This is a genomic window from Candidatus Thiosymbion oneisti (genome assembly GCF_004359955.1).
Classification (GTDB): Bacteria; Pseudomonadota; Gammaproteobacteria; order Chromatiales; family Chromatiaceae; genus Thiosymbion; species Thiosymbion oneisti.
The window spans coordinates 128,283-142,463 of record NZ_SMSC01000008.1 but is presented as its reverse complement, the minus strand read 5'-3'; the positions used below and the strand labels follow the sequence as shown (position 1 = coordinate 142,463).

General features: G+C 57.3%; 13 protein-coding genes. 4 read left to right on the top strand and 9 right to left on the bottom strand.

The window, feature by feature from the left end; translation table 11 throughout:
- Window positions 1–176: 176 nt before the first annotated feature.
- The 7 genes from E1958_RS06290 to E1958_RS06260 all read right to left on the bottom strand — a co-directional run bounded on the left by E1958_RS06290 (window position 177) and on the right by E1958_RS06260 (window position 5,913).
- A complete protein-coding gene (locus tag E1958_RS06290; protein ID WP_166664606.1) occupies window positions 177–533 on the bottom strand; it encodes a DUF4124 domain-containing protein in 357 nt (118 codons plus the stop codon).
- 406 nt (window positions 534–939) lie between these two features.
- Window positions 940–2,067 (bottom strand): penicillin-binding protein activator, encoded by a 1,128-nt coding sequence (locus E1958_RS06285; RefSeq protein WP_133511121.1) that lies wholly within the window; start codon window positions 2,065–2,067, stop codon window positions 940–942.
- Window positions 2,068–2,253: 186 nt separating this feature from the next.
- Entirely contained in the window at window positions 2,254–2,781 is a 528-nt protein-coding gene (locus E1958_RS06280; RefSeq protein WP_133511119.1) for a hypothetical protein, read from the bottom strand.
- A gap of 17 nt (window positions 2,782–2,798) precedes the next feature.
- Window positions 2,799–3,809 carry a hypothetical protein gene (locus E1958_RS06275; protein ID WP_133511118.1) on the bottom strand — a complete coding sequence of 337 codons (1,011 nt, stop codon included), beginning with the start codon at window positions 3,807–3,809 and terminating at the stop codon, window positions 2,799–2,801.
- Entirely contained in the window at window positions 3,800–4,507 is a 708-nt protein-coding gene (locus E1958_RS06270) for a hypothetical protein (protein WP_133511117.1), read from the bottom strand. The genes E1958_RS06275 and E1958_RS06270 overlap by 10 nt, the downstream gene beginning before the upstream one ends.
- A gap of 54 nt (window positions 4,508–4,561) precedes the next feature.
- Entirely contained in the window at window positions 4,562–5,050 is a 489-nt protein-coding gene (locus E1958_RS06265) for a hypothetical protein (protein ID WP_133511116.1), read from the bottom strand.
- A gap of 11 nt (window positions 5,051–5,061) precedes the next feature.
- On the bottom strand, window positions 5,062–5,913 hold the full coding sequence (locus tag E1958_RS06260) for a MotA/TolQ/ExbB proton channel family protein (RefSeq protein WP_133511115.1): 852 nt from the start codon (window positions 5,911–5,913) through the stop codon (window positions 5,062–5,064).
- A 213-nt stretch (window positions 5,914–6,126) separates the two neighbouring features.
- Here E1958_RS06260 and E1958_RS06255 point away from each other — a divergent pair, with 213 nt between their 5' ends.
- Window positions 6,127–6,336 carry a hypothetical protein gene (locus E1958_RS06255; protein WP_133511114.1) on the top strand — a complete coding sequence of 70 codons (210 nt, stop codon included), beginning with the start codon at window positions 6,127–6,129 and terminating at the stop codon, window positions 6,334–6,336.
- Window positions 6,337–6,843: 507 nt separating this feature from the next.
- On the opposite strand, the gene E1958_RS06245 is transcribed toward E1958_RS06255, so the two are convergent.
- Window positions 6,844–7,512 (bottom strand): hypothetical protein, encoded by a 669-nt coding sequence (locus tag E1958_RS06245; protein ID WP_133511112.1) that lies wholly within the window; start codon window positions 7,510–7,512, stop codon window positions 6,844–6,846.
- Between the two features lie 37 nt (window positions 7,513–7,549).
- A complete protein-coding gene (locus E1958_RS06240; RefSeq protein WP_133511111.1) occupies window positions 7,550–8,311 on the bottom strand; it encodes a hypothetical protein in 762 nt (253 codons plus the stop codon).
- 438 nt (window positions 8,312–8,749) lie between these two features.
- On the opposite strand from E1958_RS06240, the gene E1958_RS06235 reads away from it, so the two are divergent.
- The 3 genes from E1958_RS06235 to E1958_RS06220 all read left to right on the top strand — a co-directional run bounded on the left by E1958_RS06235 (window position 8,750) and on the right by E1958_RS06220 (window position 14,067).
- Complete coding sequence (locus E1958_RS06235) at window positions 8,750–9,676, top strand: Rpn family recombination-promoting nuclease/putative transposase (protein ID WP_165742168.1); 927 nt, start codon at window positions 8,750–8,752, stop codon at window positions 9,674–9,676.
- 102 nt (window positions 9,677–9,778) lie between these two features.
- Window positions 9,779–10,930, top strand: coding sequence for a hypothetical protein (locus E1958_RS06230; RefSeq protein WP_165742170.1), 1,152 nt, complete (start codon window positions 9,779–9,781; stop codon window positions 10,928–10,930).
- A gap of 221 nt (window positions 10,931–11,151) precedes the next feature.
- The gene (locus E1958_RS06220) at window positions 11,152–14,067 is read left to right on the top strand and encodes a hypothetical protein (RefSeq protein WP_165742167.1); all 2,916 of its coding nucleotides are present in this window, start codon (window positions 11,152–11,154) and stop codon (window positions 14,065–14,067) included.
- Window positions 14,068–14,181: the final 114 nt, after the last annotated feature.

Here is a 14,181-nt window from a genome sequence, read left to right as displayed (position 1 = left end):
AGTCATTGAAGCAATGAACGCAAATTAGTCGAGATCGGTTCGCTATCATCGACGGTTCTTGGTCCATTGATGTTGATTTGCGGCCATTTGCGTTTATTTGCGGCTAATTCATTGGGTATGTTATTTACAGAACCGACGCATGTACTCCTCGTGAATCCGCCGTTCGTGCCGCAACTTTATACCTGCGGCGGGCTTGTAGCCGCGTCTGAGCTGCCGATTAATCGTTTCCACCAGTCGGCGACTTTTCCAGCATGTTTCCCCTTGTCGGGCGAGTGCCGAGGGGTTCTTTTCTCGGCTTCGCGCTTGCGAGTGGCGGCGACGGGTGGGCCTTTGGGTTTCCGCGTGAGCTTGGCTCGTGCCGGTTTCCAACCTATTCTGCGGTCCTCGATCCGCAGCTCCTGCCCCTCGGTACCACCGGTGCAGGGTGTTTGGCGAAACTCGAGATTGCCGTTGGAGGAGATGCAGCGGTAAACATTGGTTTCGGCGTCGGCGGTTGCGGCGAATAGCAGGATCAACGGCAAGCACGCAGCCATCGCGCGCTGCGATCGGTGGCCGGTCTCTGCCGAACTCAACCCTTGTGCCATGCCGAAACAACTCCTTCTCCAAAAGCGTCAGTCCCCGCCGTCATTGGGTAACGCTCATACCGATAAATGACGCCAGGTAGCGAATACCTAGTTGCAGCCTATTTTACATCCCAAGGGTCAGTAAGACGCGAAAATCTAATGTACCCATCAGCCCTATACAGGAAAAATAGACTAAAACTAGGTGCTTAGCAACGACAGGGCAACACTCCGAATTTCAGCCGAACCAACATATCTGCTGACTTCCGCCCCATCATGTCAGACATTACCGCGAGACGTGCTGCCCGCATCACGGTAGGGTATAGGGTAACTCTGCCGACTGCTATTTATTGTCATGCTTGCGCTTCGGCCTGACCGTTCAGCGGATCGCCTCTTCGAGTTTCTCAGACCTTACGCGCACGGGCCCGACCCGCTTTCCTTTCTTTTTGAATCTACCGAATGCGAGCCGACGTTTAATGCTGCCTTTACGGAGCTCAATGTTTCCGGTTTTACCGTCCTTTAACCTGACAGGGCTCTTGCCTGCGACAACTCCGGGACCCAGGTGGTAAGCGTCGATACCCATTGCATACAGGCGCGCGAGATCCCCAGAAGAATATTTCCTGGTCTTTTCCCCTTTGAATGCCTCGCGCATTTTCTCGTCCAGCAACCAGGGGGTTTCCACGAAATACAAATCTTTCAGCTCAGGATCATATGACCCCTGCTTCTTATCCGTCACATGGGATGTTGCAACGATAGGAGTATTCTCAGGAACCTTCTTTAATAACCTCTTATAGATGTGCGGCGCGTTATCCGCATCGGCAATCAGGAAGACGGCATCGGCCTCCTTGATGTATTGCAGACTTGGGACAATCCGGCGCTTATCGTCATACTTGACTTTCCTAACTTTAGTACTCTTCGTCCGGCCAAACTTAGACTTAAACTCAGACTCAAACTTTTTCGCGAGACGGGTTTCCCAGCCCGGCCTTTCCGGATAGACCACTATCGGGTTCTTTGCCACACCGCTAAAGAGTTGTGCGACGGTTGCAGCCTCATCTTTGGGCGAGAGTGCAAACTGATAGAATTTCCCATTGATATCAGTTTTATTCAGCAGCAGCGTCGGTACCAAGCCGATCTTCCCAGCAACCTTATCGACGTTGTCCGGCAATAATGGCCCGATGATCACTTTTGGTTTTTGAGCAGCTAAAGAACGATACTGTTCTTCAACATTGGATCTACTTTTCTCGATAATTATTTTTGTCTTTATGTTGGAGTCCTTACGGGCATCCTCAATGCCTGCCATAATCGCGAGTGCAGGCTCCCGGTATTTATCATTCCCAGTAGGCAGTAACACGCCGACTCGATCCCCATCCTGGTACTGCAACCCGTCAATTCGATCTCCATCCTTGTGTTGCTGCCTAGTCCACTCCTTCACTTTGGAGCACCCGGCAGATAGTACCGACAATGCCACGACTACGATGATCCAGTACCTTAATGCGTGTGTATTCATGTTCGTGTTTCCCGTTTTACTTAGTTGACAACCAAACCAATCGCCTCTGCGTATCTGCTGGAATGCACTCGCAACAACCCGTGCCGGAAAAACCTACTGTGCACGGCAGGGCTGCTCCATTGTCCGCCGCCGATCAGCGGCAAAACCGAGCTGATAGATGCTACGCGCCAACCTGACCGAATACGCTTAACCAGCCCCGCTTTGTTGCCTCCGCAACCAAGCAAACAAAGCCCCTACGGGTACAATGAGCGGTGTCCACAACAACCGATTATCGATGCTGTATATGGCTCCCTCCACCCCCCCTTCCAAACGCTGCGCCAAGGCCAACAATGGCACCAGCAACGAACCGGCAAGTAAGGCACGGATCAACGACTGACCACCGATTGTTGCCGTGACGCGCTCGACCAAGAGGAACGCCAAAACCGCAAGTGCCGGCCCCAGTATGCCCTGCACAGGGTACGCGATCGGCACGAGCCCGAGCAACAGCATCATCCCCTCATTGATCACCGCCAACAAGGCGATTGCGCCCGCGGCAAGCACCAACGCCGTTTTGACATTCGCTCGCAACCTTACGCTCATCGAAAAGACACCAAACAGCGCCAACAAGGGTATAAGGAAGGTCCCATGCAACGCGGACGTGAAGGGCACGGTGGACAAGGCCGACTTATACATTAGTAACAATGCGAACAACCCAAGCGGCAACAGACCACCCATGGATAGCACCAGACCCCTCATCGCTTCTGTTCCTCGACCAACATGGCCCGCCCTTGCTCCAGCAACCGATGCAGCTCGCGTGAGACCGATGCTCGGCAAGAAAAGGCCGGCAACGCATCGAAACGGGCCAATGCGTTATTGGCATGTCTGGGCTTGCGCGCTATAAGACCTAGATAGACCTGCGCCGCGAGAAATGCCGGATGCCGCATTGGGTCGCCGAGGAACCGGCGCAGATAGACCTCCGACTGCGACGCCTGCAATGGGCAACGGGTAAGCCCGACCAATGCGAGCAGGTCTTCGAACAGCTCGTCAAACCCTGCTTTACAGTTCCGGTAGTTCCCCAAGACACTGTGCATGGACAGTAACCTCAGCCGCAGGCCGAACAGGATGGCATTATAAAAGGTCGGCTCCTGCTCCAACGCCGTCTCGATGCGCGAGCGTGCCTGCTCTGTGCGGCCCTCGGCAGCCATCATGACCGCTGCAAGGTAGTGCAGATCGGCGGACGAAAAAGTCGCCACTGAGCCCGTCTTCTCAAGCTCCGGTAGTAACCGCTTCAATTCTTGGACATAATTCGACGGTTGTGCCTTGACCAACACATAGGCCGGGACCAGCCAGCCCAGGTAACCTATGCCGGGATCGGGAGATGTGCGTAACGCGGCGGTCTGTTCGAAGGCATAGTCGAAATCCTGAGATATCGTGGCCGCAATCACTGCCCGACGCTGCTCCGGGCTTGCGTCGATGGCCGGATTCAAACGCCCGATCACAGTATCGGCAAACGGGTTTCTCCCTGCGCTGGCCTGGGCCCTCGGGTCGCAGCCGAGGCGCAGCTGCTCGGCTGCTACGGCCGCGAATCCGGTACCACCACCGCCGTTGGTTTCGGCTCTTGGTTGATCCTGTGGCTTACGTGGATTGATGTCGATCAGAAAGCGTGCACGATCCGTCGCATGGGCAGTGATCCAAGCGAGTGCCACCGTCAGCAGCGTGCCCGCGACAAAGACCGACCGCACACGGGAACGGCTCAGTAGCATCGCAACACCCTGTGCTCGAGAAAACTCGCATAGTTGCGTACCAATGACACCGTATCCTTCCGCAGCTCGATATTCAGCTTATGACAGACACCGGTAGCACGCAGGCGCGCCAACACCGGCTGCAGGCCTGTGAGTTGTCCCTCCCAAACAAAGATCAGCGCGCCCCGGCCGAGTGCGGAGAGCGCGTTTGCGGCAGTCTCCGGGTCTGCCAGCGACAGTGTCGAGGCCGCCAATCGCTCGGGAAATCCCTCCCCTAAAAAGTCAATAGCCAACGCAAAGGCATCCACTGCATCCTCGTCCGGTTCTACGGTCAATTCCACCGGCAGCAGAATTTCCCTGTACTTGCGCCCGTCACTCGATGCATAACGCTCGGCGATGGCACGGAGATCAATCCGGGTCAGGAGGCCATCCTTCGCCACCCAGATCGACCGATAGGGATAGGTAGGCGCCATGGAACGCAGCTGGAACCCCGTGGTGGGGTCATCGCTGGGCCGATACTCGCTACGACTGTCGCGGATCGGCTCACTTTTGATTCGGGCTACGCTGATCAGTAAGAGGATTAATAGGATCGCGAATAAGGCGACGACCACGTCCACCTGGTACGCATCCGATCCCCAGCCATTGGTCACCGGCTCGACTTTCTTCATGCGCTGCTTCAACCGACGTACCCGCGGATCGCTGTTTCTTTGGAACGGCACAGAGGCCGTTCCCTACCGGAAATTCTTACCACAGAAAATTAATGAAACCATATGCTAGGGTCCAGGTACCGCCTCTATGCCATGCACATCCCCCACAACCTCCATATCGTATAGTAGATAGGAACCCTGTCCTCCTTGCATCAAGCGCTCGGACAGACTTTTGTTCAACTCGGCAATGACGTCCGCAACCTGTTCCGCACAGTGGATCAATGCCGGCGGAGTCCGGATCAATACACGCACCGACAGCGCCGTGGGCACCTCCAACAAAGATAATTGCGTGCGCAGGGCAGGGCTGTCCGGCGCCAATGCAGCAACCTCTGGGCGTGTTCCATCGACCTCACCTTCTGTCACCAAACGCACGCCATCCTTGCTACAGACCAGCCGGTAATCCGCCTGGGGTGGATGCTGTACCCGAACGCGCTCCGGGTCTGCCAACAGCAACAGAACAAAGACGATGCTCACCGCCCCGATAAAGACATCGGCCAAGGTCAGAAAAGGAATCGCGGGCCGGGAAATACTGCCCTCGAATCGCTGGCCACCCATGCTTCCCCGCCTTAGTCGATACCTTGACTGGTCTGTCCGACAACCGGCGTCGGTCCGCCGGATTTGGACGCTGCTACCGGACCGGGCTGCGCATCACGCGATTCTGCCGCGGAGGTATCAGTGGCTCCCGTACCCTTGCCGTCGTTCGCCGATCCTGCCTCGCTGAGTGAAGCCGCCTGTTCCTGATTCAGGGTCCAACGGGCATCGAGGAGATAGAGCTGCGACATGACGATCACCGATGCAACCAAGCCGATGAAGGTGGTATCGAAGGCCAGGTGCAAACTGTCGAGCACACCCTGGAGGGCGGTCTCCTCCTTCATCGCCAGCGGCAGCTCCTTTACCGCCTGAGAAATGCCTAGCACGGTGCCGATAAAACCCACCACAGGAAACGCCCACAGCCCCAGGCGCAGCGGTTCCAACAGATGTCGCCGGCCGAAACCGAAGTGCATCGACAACACCGATGTCCGTCCCAGATGGGCATGCAGTCCGCGGGGTCGAGCCGTGAACAATGCCCACAGACCTGCATCGTCGCAGCCGATGCCCCTACCGGTGTCTAATCGGCTGAGGCAACGCCCGTCTGCCGCCGCCCCCCAGGCCTGCAGCACGCCATAGACGGTAAGCACCACCAGGGCGGCCAGCATCCCTTGTTTGAAGGCGCTATCCGTAAAGCGACCGATCGGCTCTGCGAGCCGATCCACCCCGAGCAGCGAGAGCCATTCGGCACTCCAATCACCGATATCGGGTACACCAAGCGGTCTCAAATCCCAGATCAGGGCATAGATACCCACCGTGATCAGTACCAAGATCACCAGCAAGCGATTGGCACGGTAGCCGTCGGGCTTCGGTATCGGCGCCTCGGTCATGGCTGAAACCTAAGAAGCTGTCTGGTTAAAATGGATCGGAGTGAAAAGGGTCCAAAACGAAGGCGTTGTTTCGATTTTAGCCAGACAACATTAGAACACTACCGACCTGGGTAGTGGTTAATATTTAAATGATTTGTTAGGCTACGAGCTTCGGCCCTCTCCCACCGAAGGTGTTGTAGAAGCCCCTCTCCCGCCGGAAGGATGTCGTAAAAGATGAGGCCCGACGCGGTCATTCTCGTTCCCACGCGCTGCGTGGGAAGGTGGAAGCTCCGCGCCGCGGAGAGCATCAGGCCAGTGTCCGGCATTCGGATACCCGTCGCGCGTGAATATTTCGGTAAGCGAGGGGTGCCGATCGTGCCCGAGCGCAAGGCGCGGCGAGGAGGAATAGCCAGGCCCTATGGCGACGAGTCGCAACGCGGCTAGCGGGTGCGAGGGGCGTGCATTGCGGCGAAATATTCACGGGTGACGGGTATAGACACGGGAATCAAACCTGCCGACTGTCCGGCGTTGTTATCCGGTGCGGCCCAGAGGGCGTCTGCTCTGAGCGTTGCCGCCAGCTGGTGATGGGGTCCGTAAGCCGTCTGAAAGACGGCGGTCCCAGCCGGCCCGGAACCGCCGACATCTTGTCGGCCCCTGGGACCGCCGACATTCTGTCGGTCCCTGGGATCACCGACATTCTGTCAGCTCCCGAGACTACCGATATTTCGTTGGCCCTTTCGGCTATCGGGTAAAACCTGAATGCCGAATTGCCGGTCCAAATGGTCATCAGTCAGGCTGAGTGTTCTCGTTCCCAGGCGCTGCGTGGGAACCAGAGACCGGGAGCGGGGCTTTTGCGACACCCTCGGGGTTGGGGAGAGGGGGTCAAATTCGACCATTTAAAAATTTACTACTACCCCGGCCTGAACCGCAGCCGAACACCGACGTACCAGCCTATTGCATCTCGGCCTCCGGTGCCGGTAACTTGTCGTATACGACCCCGATCTGCTCATCCAAGCTTCTCAATACTTCCAAACCCTTATTGATATTCTGCCTCGCCAGGCCATACTGCTTGACCTTCATGGCGAGTACAAAGCGTTGCTTCTCGCGTTCGATCTCGCGAATCTTCTTGAAGCTGCTGGTGTAGATGGCGATTGCCTCGCCCTTCGCCTCTTCGAAGTCCGCCGCCTGCTTGGTAAACCACTCGGCCAACTTCTCCATGTTCCCCAGTTGGCGGGCCTCGGCGGCATCGGTGCGGGCCAGCGCCGCCAGTTTTTCGATCTTGGTCACGAACTGGCTGTCCGGCGCGCCGTTGGCGGCGGCCTTGCGGATGGTCTGGATCATGCGATCGAAGATGGCCTCCGCATCCTTGATGTCGGCGATATTCTCCGACAACATCCGGGTCACTTCGGCCATCGCCTGGGACGATTCGCTTGCCATGCCGTTGAGCTGGTCGAGGATCTCGGGCGGGATCTCGATCGGCGGCAGCTCATCGTCGACCTTCACCGAAACGCCCTTGTCTGCCGGCTTAGCGGGGTCCTCCGCCCACGACAGGGGCACCACACAACAGACGGCAATCAACCCGACTAGGGGCAACCATACAGCGAAATTTATCTTCTTCATCTCTTCATCTCCTATCGTTGAATCACGCATCGAAACACTAGGGACACAGCACCAAGCCGTATTGGATCGACTTGAGGATGGACGTCATCTGCGTGTTGATGGCACTGAGCTGATGGTCGAGATTACGGGCGGTCTCCTCGGCCGGCTTCAGATCTGCCCGCGTCTTCTCGATCCATTGCTGCAGCAACCCCCCACCGGAACGCCTTGCATCTTTATCGGAGAGGTCGTTCGCCCAAGTCTCATAGTTCTCCTTGCAGGCGTTGGTGTGGTTAAATTCATTCTGCAGCTGCTCGGCCCGACCCTTCAGGCCCTTGGCCAGCTTCACGTCCGTACTCATCTCCTGCCGTGGGATCTCGCACAGCTGCTCGAAATCCGTCAGCGTCGTATAACCCTTTTCGTCCAGCTGGGTGAATTCCGTGGAGATCAGACCACCTTCCGCCTTCAGGCAGTCGAACATTCGGAGCAGGCTGGGGGCATCCGGTGCACAATCCGGGACGCCTTCGATAAACTCCCGGAGACCGGCAACGATGTCCGGTGCGTCTTCGAGCGTACTGAGCTTTTGCTCCAGGGAGCGCGCGTTGCTACGGGCCTCTTGTAGACAAAGCCGGAGGCTGCTGGCCGTCGATTCATTCTCCGTAGCGCAGACGGGGTCGCTGTCTACGGCCGTACCGGCGAAGACCGGCTGGCTCAGACAGAAGGCCTCGTGGGCGAGAAAATAGGCGCGATCCCGCTTGCACCAGACACCGCACAACCCGGCACAACGCTCGGCGAAATTATCATCCACGCAGCGTTGATCCATGGTCGCAACCTCTTCTTGGGCCGCAAGCGGTGGGAGGAGAAGAAAAAGTAGCACCAGCAAATACAAGGGAGAACTGGCCCGAAACCTCATACCCACAGAAAGACGGGCACGAAAAACGGTTAGGTTCCCGCGGCTGAATATCTCCATCTCTTGCGTCCCGTACCTAATGCAACAACAGCCAACAGGACCGCCAGGTGGGAAGAAGCCGGTCGACCTCAGTCTGCTGGGCATACCACCAAGCACTTCCGCCACTTTGTATTCTGGCTTTGTGCCGAGCTGATTCATCCATCGCTGCGTCCTACGTCTTGGAATATGCCCAGGCGGAATCCGGTCGCTCCCCGGCTTACCTATCCGCTGCCTACCTGCCCCTACTGCAGGCGCATTGAAACATGCCTCGCAAACATAGACAATCGTCCGGCAGCGAAAAAGGACGACATCATGAAAAGAGAAACTGGCCGCAAGATCATCACCTTCGACTGGGCCATCAAGACCGTTCTGCGCGACAAGGCCAACTTCGACGTCCTGGAGGGTTTTTTAACGGCCCTGTTCAAACGGCCGATTGTCATCCTCGACCTGCTGGAGAGTGAGAGTAATCGACGCGACGACACCGACAAATACAATCACGTGGATCTGCTGGCCAAGACCTGCGACGGTGAGCGGATCATCATCGAGGTACAATACCTCACGGAAATGGCCTACCTCAGGCGCCTGGCCTACGGTACCGCCAAGACTATCGTCGAGACCCTCGGGCTGGGCGAGCCCTACAGCAACCTCGAGAAGGTCTACTCCATCAGCCTCCTCTATTTCGATGCTACCGAAGACGGCGACGACTACATCTACCACGGCAAGACCGAATTTACGGGTCTGCATACCCACCATGCCGTGACCTTGAAAAAATCCCTGGTGGGCGATCAGGTCCGTATCGGTGAGACCAATGTCTTTCCCGAATACTATCTGATTCCCCTGAAACGCTTTACGGACGTGGTCCGGGACGATCTGGACCAGTGGGTCTATGCCTTCAAGAACAACGAGGTCTTGGACGAATTTACCGCCCCCGGTATCGGCGCCTTGAAGGAGAAGCTCGACTACCTGAAGATGAACGAAGGGGAGCGGCGCAGGTTCGAGGCCCATATGAATCGGATCAGATCGGAATGGGGAATGGTCGAAGGTGCTAGACAGGAAGGGTTAGAGGAAGGGCGCGAAGAAGGACGCCGGGAAGGACGCGAGGAAGAACGGCAACGACATGAGAAGGAAAGGAAAATCCTCATCAGATCTCTGTATGAGAATGGGGTGGCCATTGAAGTGATTGCCGTATCCGTCGGACTCTCGGAACCCGCGATACGCCGGTTGCTCAATGATGGATGATGGAGTCCTTCGTTCATTTCATAGCCCGTAGGCTGGGTTGTGGCCAGGGACAGCGAAACCCAGCACTAGGGAACCGGCCAAGTCGTTAAAAACACCTGAACGATGACAAGAACCACCCACAAACACCCAAGGCCAGCGGCAAAGTGGCAAAGATTGCTGTGCGGTCTACTTGCCGTGATTGCGGGTACCGGACCTCTCGCACATGCCCAAGCGGAAGTCTCTCCGGAGGCGGCCTGCACCGAGCAGATCGAACAGGCCCGGCGGGAAGGAGCGGCCCAGGTCACGTCGATGCTGCGCGAATGTCACCGGGAAACCGAAGAGCTCAAGCACCGACAACAAGATTGCCAAGTCACGGTGCCCGACCCGGCGCGGGAACGCCTGGTCGGCGCGATCCGCCACCTGGAGCAAATCCGCACCGGTATGGCCCCATCCGCTGACGACTTCGACCCCATTGCTGCATTGAACGCCATCCAGGCCACCCTCGAACGTGCCGCATCTGCTGCCTCCGATTCTGCCCCTACCTTTCCGAGCCCCACTGTGTCATCGGAGGCAAGCCCACCGGCCAGCGAAGCACTGGAGGAATCACCGAACGCAATCGCCTTGGCCGCAGCCGAACGGCGCATCGCCGACTTGGAACGCGACAACCAGCGGCTTGCCGCCGAAGTGGAGCGGTTGGAGTCCACACCGGCCCCGACCCCGCTGATCGATAAGGCGCAGCTCCAAACTCTAGCGAAAACCCTGCTGCGGCCCGGCGAATGCGATGAGATTACCGTCGCCGTGGCTGAGAAGGGTGCCGTCAGCGTCGGCGGTATCGTCGCCTCCGAAGCCGTGCGCGCCGAGCTACGCCAACGCTTCGATCTCCTCGCCGCCGCCCTACCGGGAAGCCGCCTGGCGCTGGAGCTACAACCGGGCGGTACCTGCAACATCGGCATCGGCGGCGGCTGGGCGGCCTTGCCCGCTACCGGTAGTGACATTGACCGTGTCGGTTTCAGCCGCGAGCTCGAAGCACTGGCGGCACAGCTGCCGACGCCGGTCCAGTGCGAAGCGTTAGATTTCCATGCCGCGGAGCACGCCCAGCTCGGCCCCGACTTCGCGCCTGGACAGACACCACTCGTCTGGTGCCGCCGCAACGAGACATCCGACGCGGACATCGGGGTCTGCAAGCGCGGCGCCTACTCCAAGTACTGGGACTATCTGGGGACCGGCGGGCGCGGCTATATGGCGTTTCCGATCCTGCGGGTTGCCGGGGAGTAGCGGACACCCCAGCTGCCCCGTGCACCCATGAGTCTGTCCTTCGATCTGTCACTTGACAACTGCCGAGGCAGGATTAGTTTTTGGGATTGTCACGACAAGAAGCACCAGTCATGTCCACACAGGGATCCCATGGGAAAAATTCTTATCCAGGCAGAAAGCGTGTTAAACGGGGCCATGGAGGTCGGAAAAAAACACCACGACAAAGGCCTAAGGATCTCGTTATGAAGCTATCTGCGATCGCTACTGTCGGTGTCTTAGTCGCAACGATACTGATGGTTGTGAACGGCAATAGTGGGCCGTATTTGTCGTATTCGCCGGTAGCCCACGACAGAAAAACCGGTGACGAGATCGTCGTCGCGGGGGATACTTTAAACGAACTTTTCGACGGTAGCCGCCCAGGATCCAAGTCAAGCAGGCCACCACAGACGAAACCCAAACCTAAGCCCAAACCCAAACCCAAACCCAAACCTAGACCCAAGCCCAAGCCTAAGCCCAAACCATCCCCGGTTCGGCCTGATCCAGAGCTTCTACCGGAGGGGATTTCCACCGGACCGTTCACACATATTTCCGCGAGCAACATCGCGGCTGGGGACGCCGGCGACAGCGTAACGAGTAGGAAATCAGGCGATGAAGCATCTGAGGACAGCTTGCTGAAGCAGCTGCTCTCGTCACCGAACCTGTCCGATAACCCGGCAGTGGACAAGAAGCTGCGTTGGGCTGGCAAATATTTGAGTGTCACAGTAAGGGCGGAGTTCATGTCTTCTATGTCCGAGCCGGATGATGCCCACAACGTTCGCTGGATCGTGACGCGTTTCGTCAGTGATTTCACGACACCCCAGACCCCTAAGGGTAAGACGCATCCCTTCTACGACATAGCCAGTAAAGAACCTACTACCGATAAAGAGCCTGCTACCGATGAAAGGCCCGCTCCGCGTAAAGAGCACATCTACGAGTTCAGCTATAAAACGGATACTCCCGACGTCCCGCTGAAACTGCCGATCTATTTTGTCGGTAAGCGCTTTCGGAATATGGCGTTTTCGCCACCAACCGTCAAAACCGAACCGAACAAAGTAGAGAATAAGGAGGGGAGTTATCAGGAAATCCCCCTTCGAGCTATCGAGTTCGATATCCGCGAGTCGACAGAATCAGGCGTGAAACCACTCGGGGAGATCGAACAACGCCTGATCGACGATCCCAAGCACATCGTCAGCTTTGCGATGCTGGTCTGTGACGGCAAGTGCGATGACCACTGGCTCGCCGGCTTGTCGGAGACACACCTGGGGTCACCGGCGACGGGGCCTGAATCCGAGCCTGAAGAGATCAAGATCGATTTCAAGGAAGGCGGCTGGAAAATCACCGACCACGCTCAGTTGGAGAAGTTGCGGGCTGAACACCCCTTCGCCCGCTGTCTCGATGGATACGGGGTCTCGATGACGGTCGAAGCACTCGATGACGGATCGGGTTGGTCTCATGTGTACGCATCCCGCTTCGAGCCGAAGTGTCAGAGAAGCTGGATTAAGCACGAGTCCGAGAAGCGCCTCGTGACTGTGGATCTCGACATTTGGGAGAAGCGAGGTAAAAAGCCTGACACTAAGCCACTGCCAGCGACCCTGGTCGTTGAACTGCAGGACGATACCGGTCGGCTGCTACCCGGTCTTTCCGGTGAGCTTCGTATCCTTGCCAGGGACAAAGAAGATGAGCCGTTGTTCACGGAAACCAATCTCGGCAGCGGCCGAGTGGAGATACCTTTTAGCAAGTTGCCGGATAGCATGGAACTGCATGTGATGGTCGAGGCCGAGGGATATAAGAAAGCCGGTCAACCGCTTAAACCGTTGGAGAAGGGTGGAAAATCCAGAATAAAGGAGGTCACGCTGTCCAAGATCCCCACCCTGGCGGATCTGCGTTTCGCGCTAAGCTTCCGACTGCTCGGCAAGCCTGTCAGCGCGGATGCCTTGCTGGCGCAAAAGAACTGTGAATATCGCGTCGAGGTAACGACTGAACCGGGTTCAGAGCCAAAGACTGTCGAGTTGGATCTCGAGCGTAAGGACACGGCATTTCGACTGAGACCCAAGGGTGACGGTCTTGAAATCCCGGTGAATGACAAAACTAGCTTCCGGTTGATCGTGAAGCCAAAGCCGGGCAAGTGGGCTGGACACTGCCCGCAATCGGTATCCGAAACCCCGGTTCCGCTGGTTGATTACGGTGCCGATAGGGTGGTGAAGATCCCGATCCGTCATCCGCAACCCTGGATGCTGGTGGTCGCCACTTCGGCGGATTTTCCGAATGACTCGAAGTTCAGCGATGATGTGCAACGGGCGAGACGCCACCGGTTCTGGTTTGAGACCCGGTCCGCACTCACGGAGGTACGCTGGAAGACCGGTGCAAAAAAGGCATTCGACTGGCTGTTCGCGCAGATGGTCGAAGGCTCGGCCGGCGGTAAGGCAAAGTTGGTCTTGGGCGGCCCCAAGACGACTGCCGAGGCGGAACAGGACAAGGCCGATTCCCTGTTCAAAATAACTCCGGAACAGACCGATCTCTTGGTCTTGACCCCGGCCCGCGCCAGCCGTTATGAAGGAACAGGTGCAGGACCTCTGCCGTTGCGTGACTTGGAAGAGGCCGTTAAGGGATTTGCAGGACAGAACTACCCGACTTTGAAAGATCGTTACCACACGCTGGTATGGATTCAGGGAGATCCGACATTCAGCGCGGGACAGTCCTGCCACCGGTTTGGCGAAGTAGCTACTTCCCTGGCCGAGGCCAAGCACCCGGTACGGGTGCTGGCGCTTTGGCCTACGCTGAATATCAGTGATACCGGATGGACCGCGTCGGAGTCTGAGTCGACACCTGAGGAAGGCGATGGCGGGGGAGAGGACGCACCCGCTAGGGATTTAGCATCCAGATCCGCCATCACATCTGCTAGACCGGAGGAGCTAGAGAAAGCTCTGCAGCCCTACTCCAAGAAGGCGGGCTTTGACGGCCTATTCGTCTGCAACCGAGCAACCTTCGGCGGGCCAGCAAAAAGCGAGCTGATCGTGTTTATCGAAGATACAGGTGGCATGCGGGCCGCGTCGGAAAAGAAATATCTCAAAGCATTCAAAGACGTCCTGCTCCGGTTCCGCCGCGACGGCGTCGAATGATGAGTTGTGCAGCCACCGGGAAGAGGGGGAAAACTCTGAGGTATCCCCACAAAATAGCTTTTTAAATCAATCAGTTAAAGAAAAAACCAATGTGTAGGTATGGGTCAGGCCATG

Bases quoted from the DNA above. Each gene is read 5' to 3' on its own strand.
- E1958_RS06220 (WP_165742167.1), top strand. From the start codon at position 11,152: ATGAAGCTATCTGCGATCGCTACTGTCGGTGTCTTAGTCGCAACGATA.
- E1958_RS06265 (WP_133511116.1), bottom strand. From the start codon at position 5,050: ATGGGTGGCCAGCGATTCGAGGGCAGTATTTCCCGGCCCGCGATTCCT.
- E1958_RS06280 (WP_133511119.1), bottom strand. From the start codon at position 2,781: ATGGGTGGTCTGTTGCCGCTTGGGTTGTTCGCATTGTTACTAATGTAT.
- E1958_RS06275 (WP_133511118.1), bottom strand. From the start codon at position 3,809: ATGCTACTGAGCCGTTCCCGTGTGCGGTCGGTCTTTGTCGCGGGCACG.
- E1958_RS06290 (WP_166664606.1), bottom strand. From the start codon at position 533: ATGGCTGCGTGCTTGCCGTTGATCCTGCTATTCGCCGCAACCGCCGAC.
- E1958_RS06240 (WP_133511111.1), bottom strand. From the start codon at position 8,311: ATGGATCAACGCTGCGTGGATGATAATTTCGCCGAGCGTTGTGCCGGG.
- E1958_RS06285 (WP_133511121.1), bottom strand. From the start codon at position 2,067: ATGAATACACACGCATTAAGGTACTGGATCATCGTAGTCGTGGCATTG.
- E1958_RS06255 (WP_133511114.1), top strand. From the start codon at position 6,127: ATGAGGCCCGACGCGGTCATTCTCGTTCCCACGCGCTGCGTGGGAAGG.
- E1958_RS06235 (WP_165742168.1), top strand. From the start codon at position 8,750: ATGAAAAGAGAAACTGGCCGCAAGATCATCACCTTCGACTGGGCCATC.
- E1958_RS06245 (WP_133511112.1), bottom strand. From the start codon at position 7,512: ATGAAGAAGATAAATTTCGCTGTATGGTTGCCCCTAGTCGGGTTGATT.
- E1958_RS06260 (WP_133511115.1), bottom strand. From the start codon at position 5,913: ATGACCGAGGCGCCGATACCGAAGCCCGACGGCTACCGTGCCAATCGC.
- E1958_RS06230 (WP_165742170.1), top strand. From the start codon at position 9,779: ATGACAAGAACCACCCACAAACACCCAAGGCCAGCGGCAAAGTGGCAA.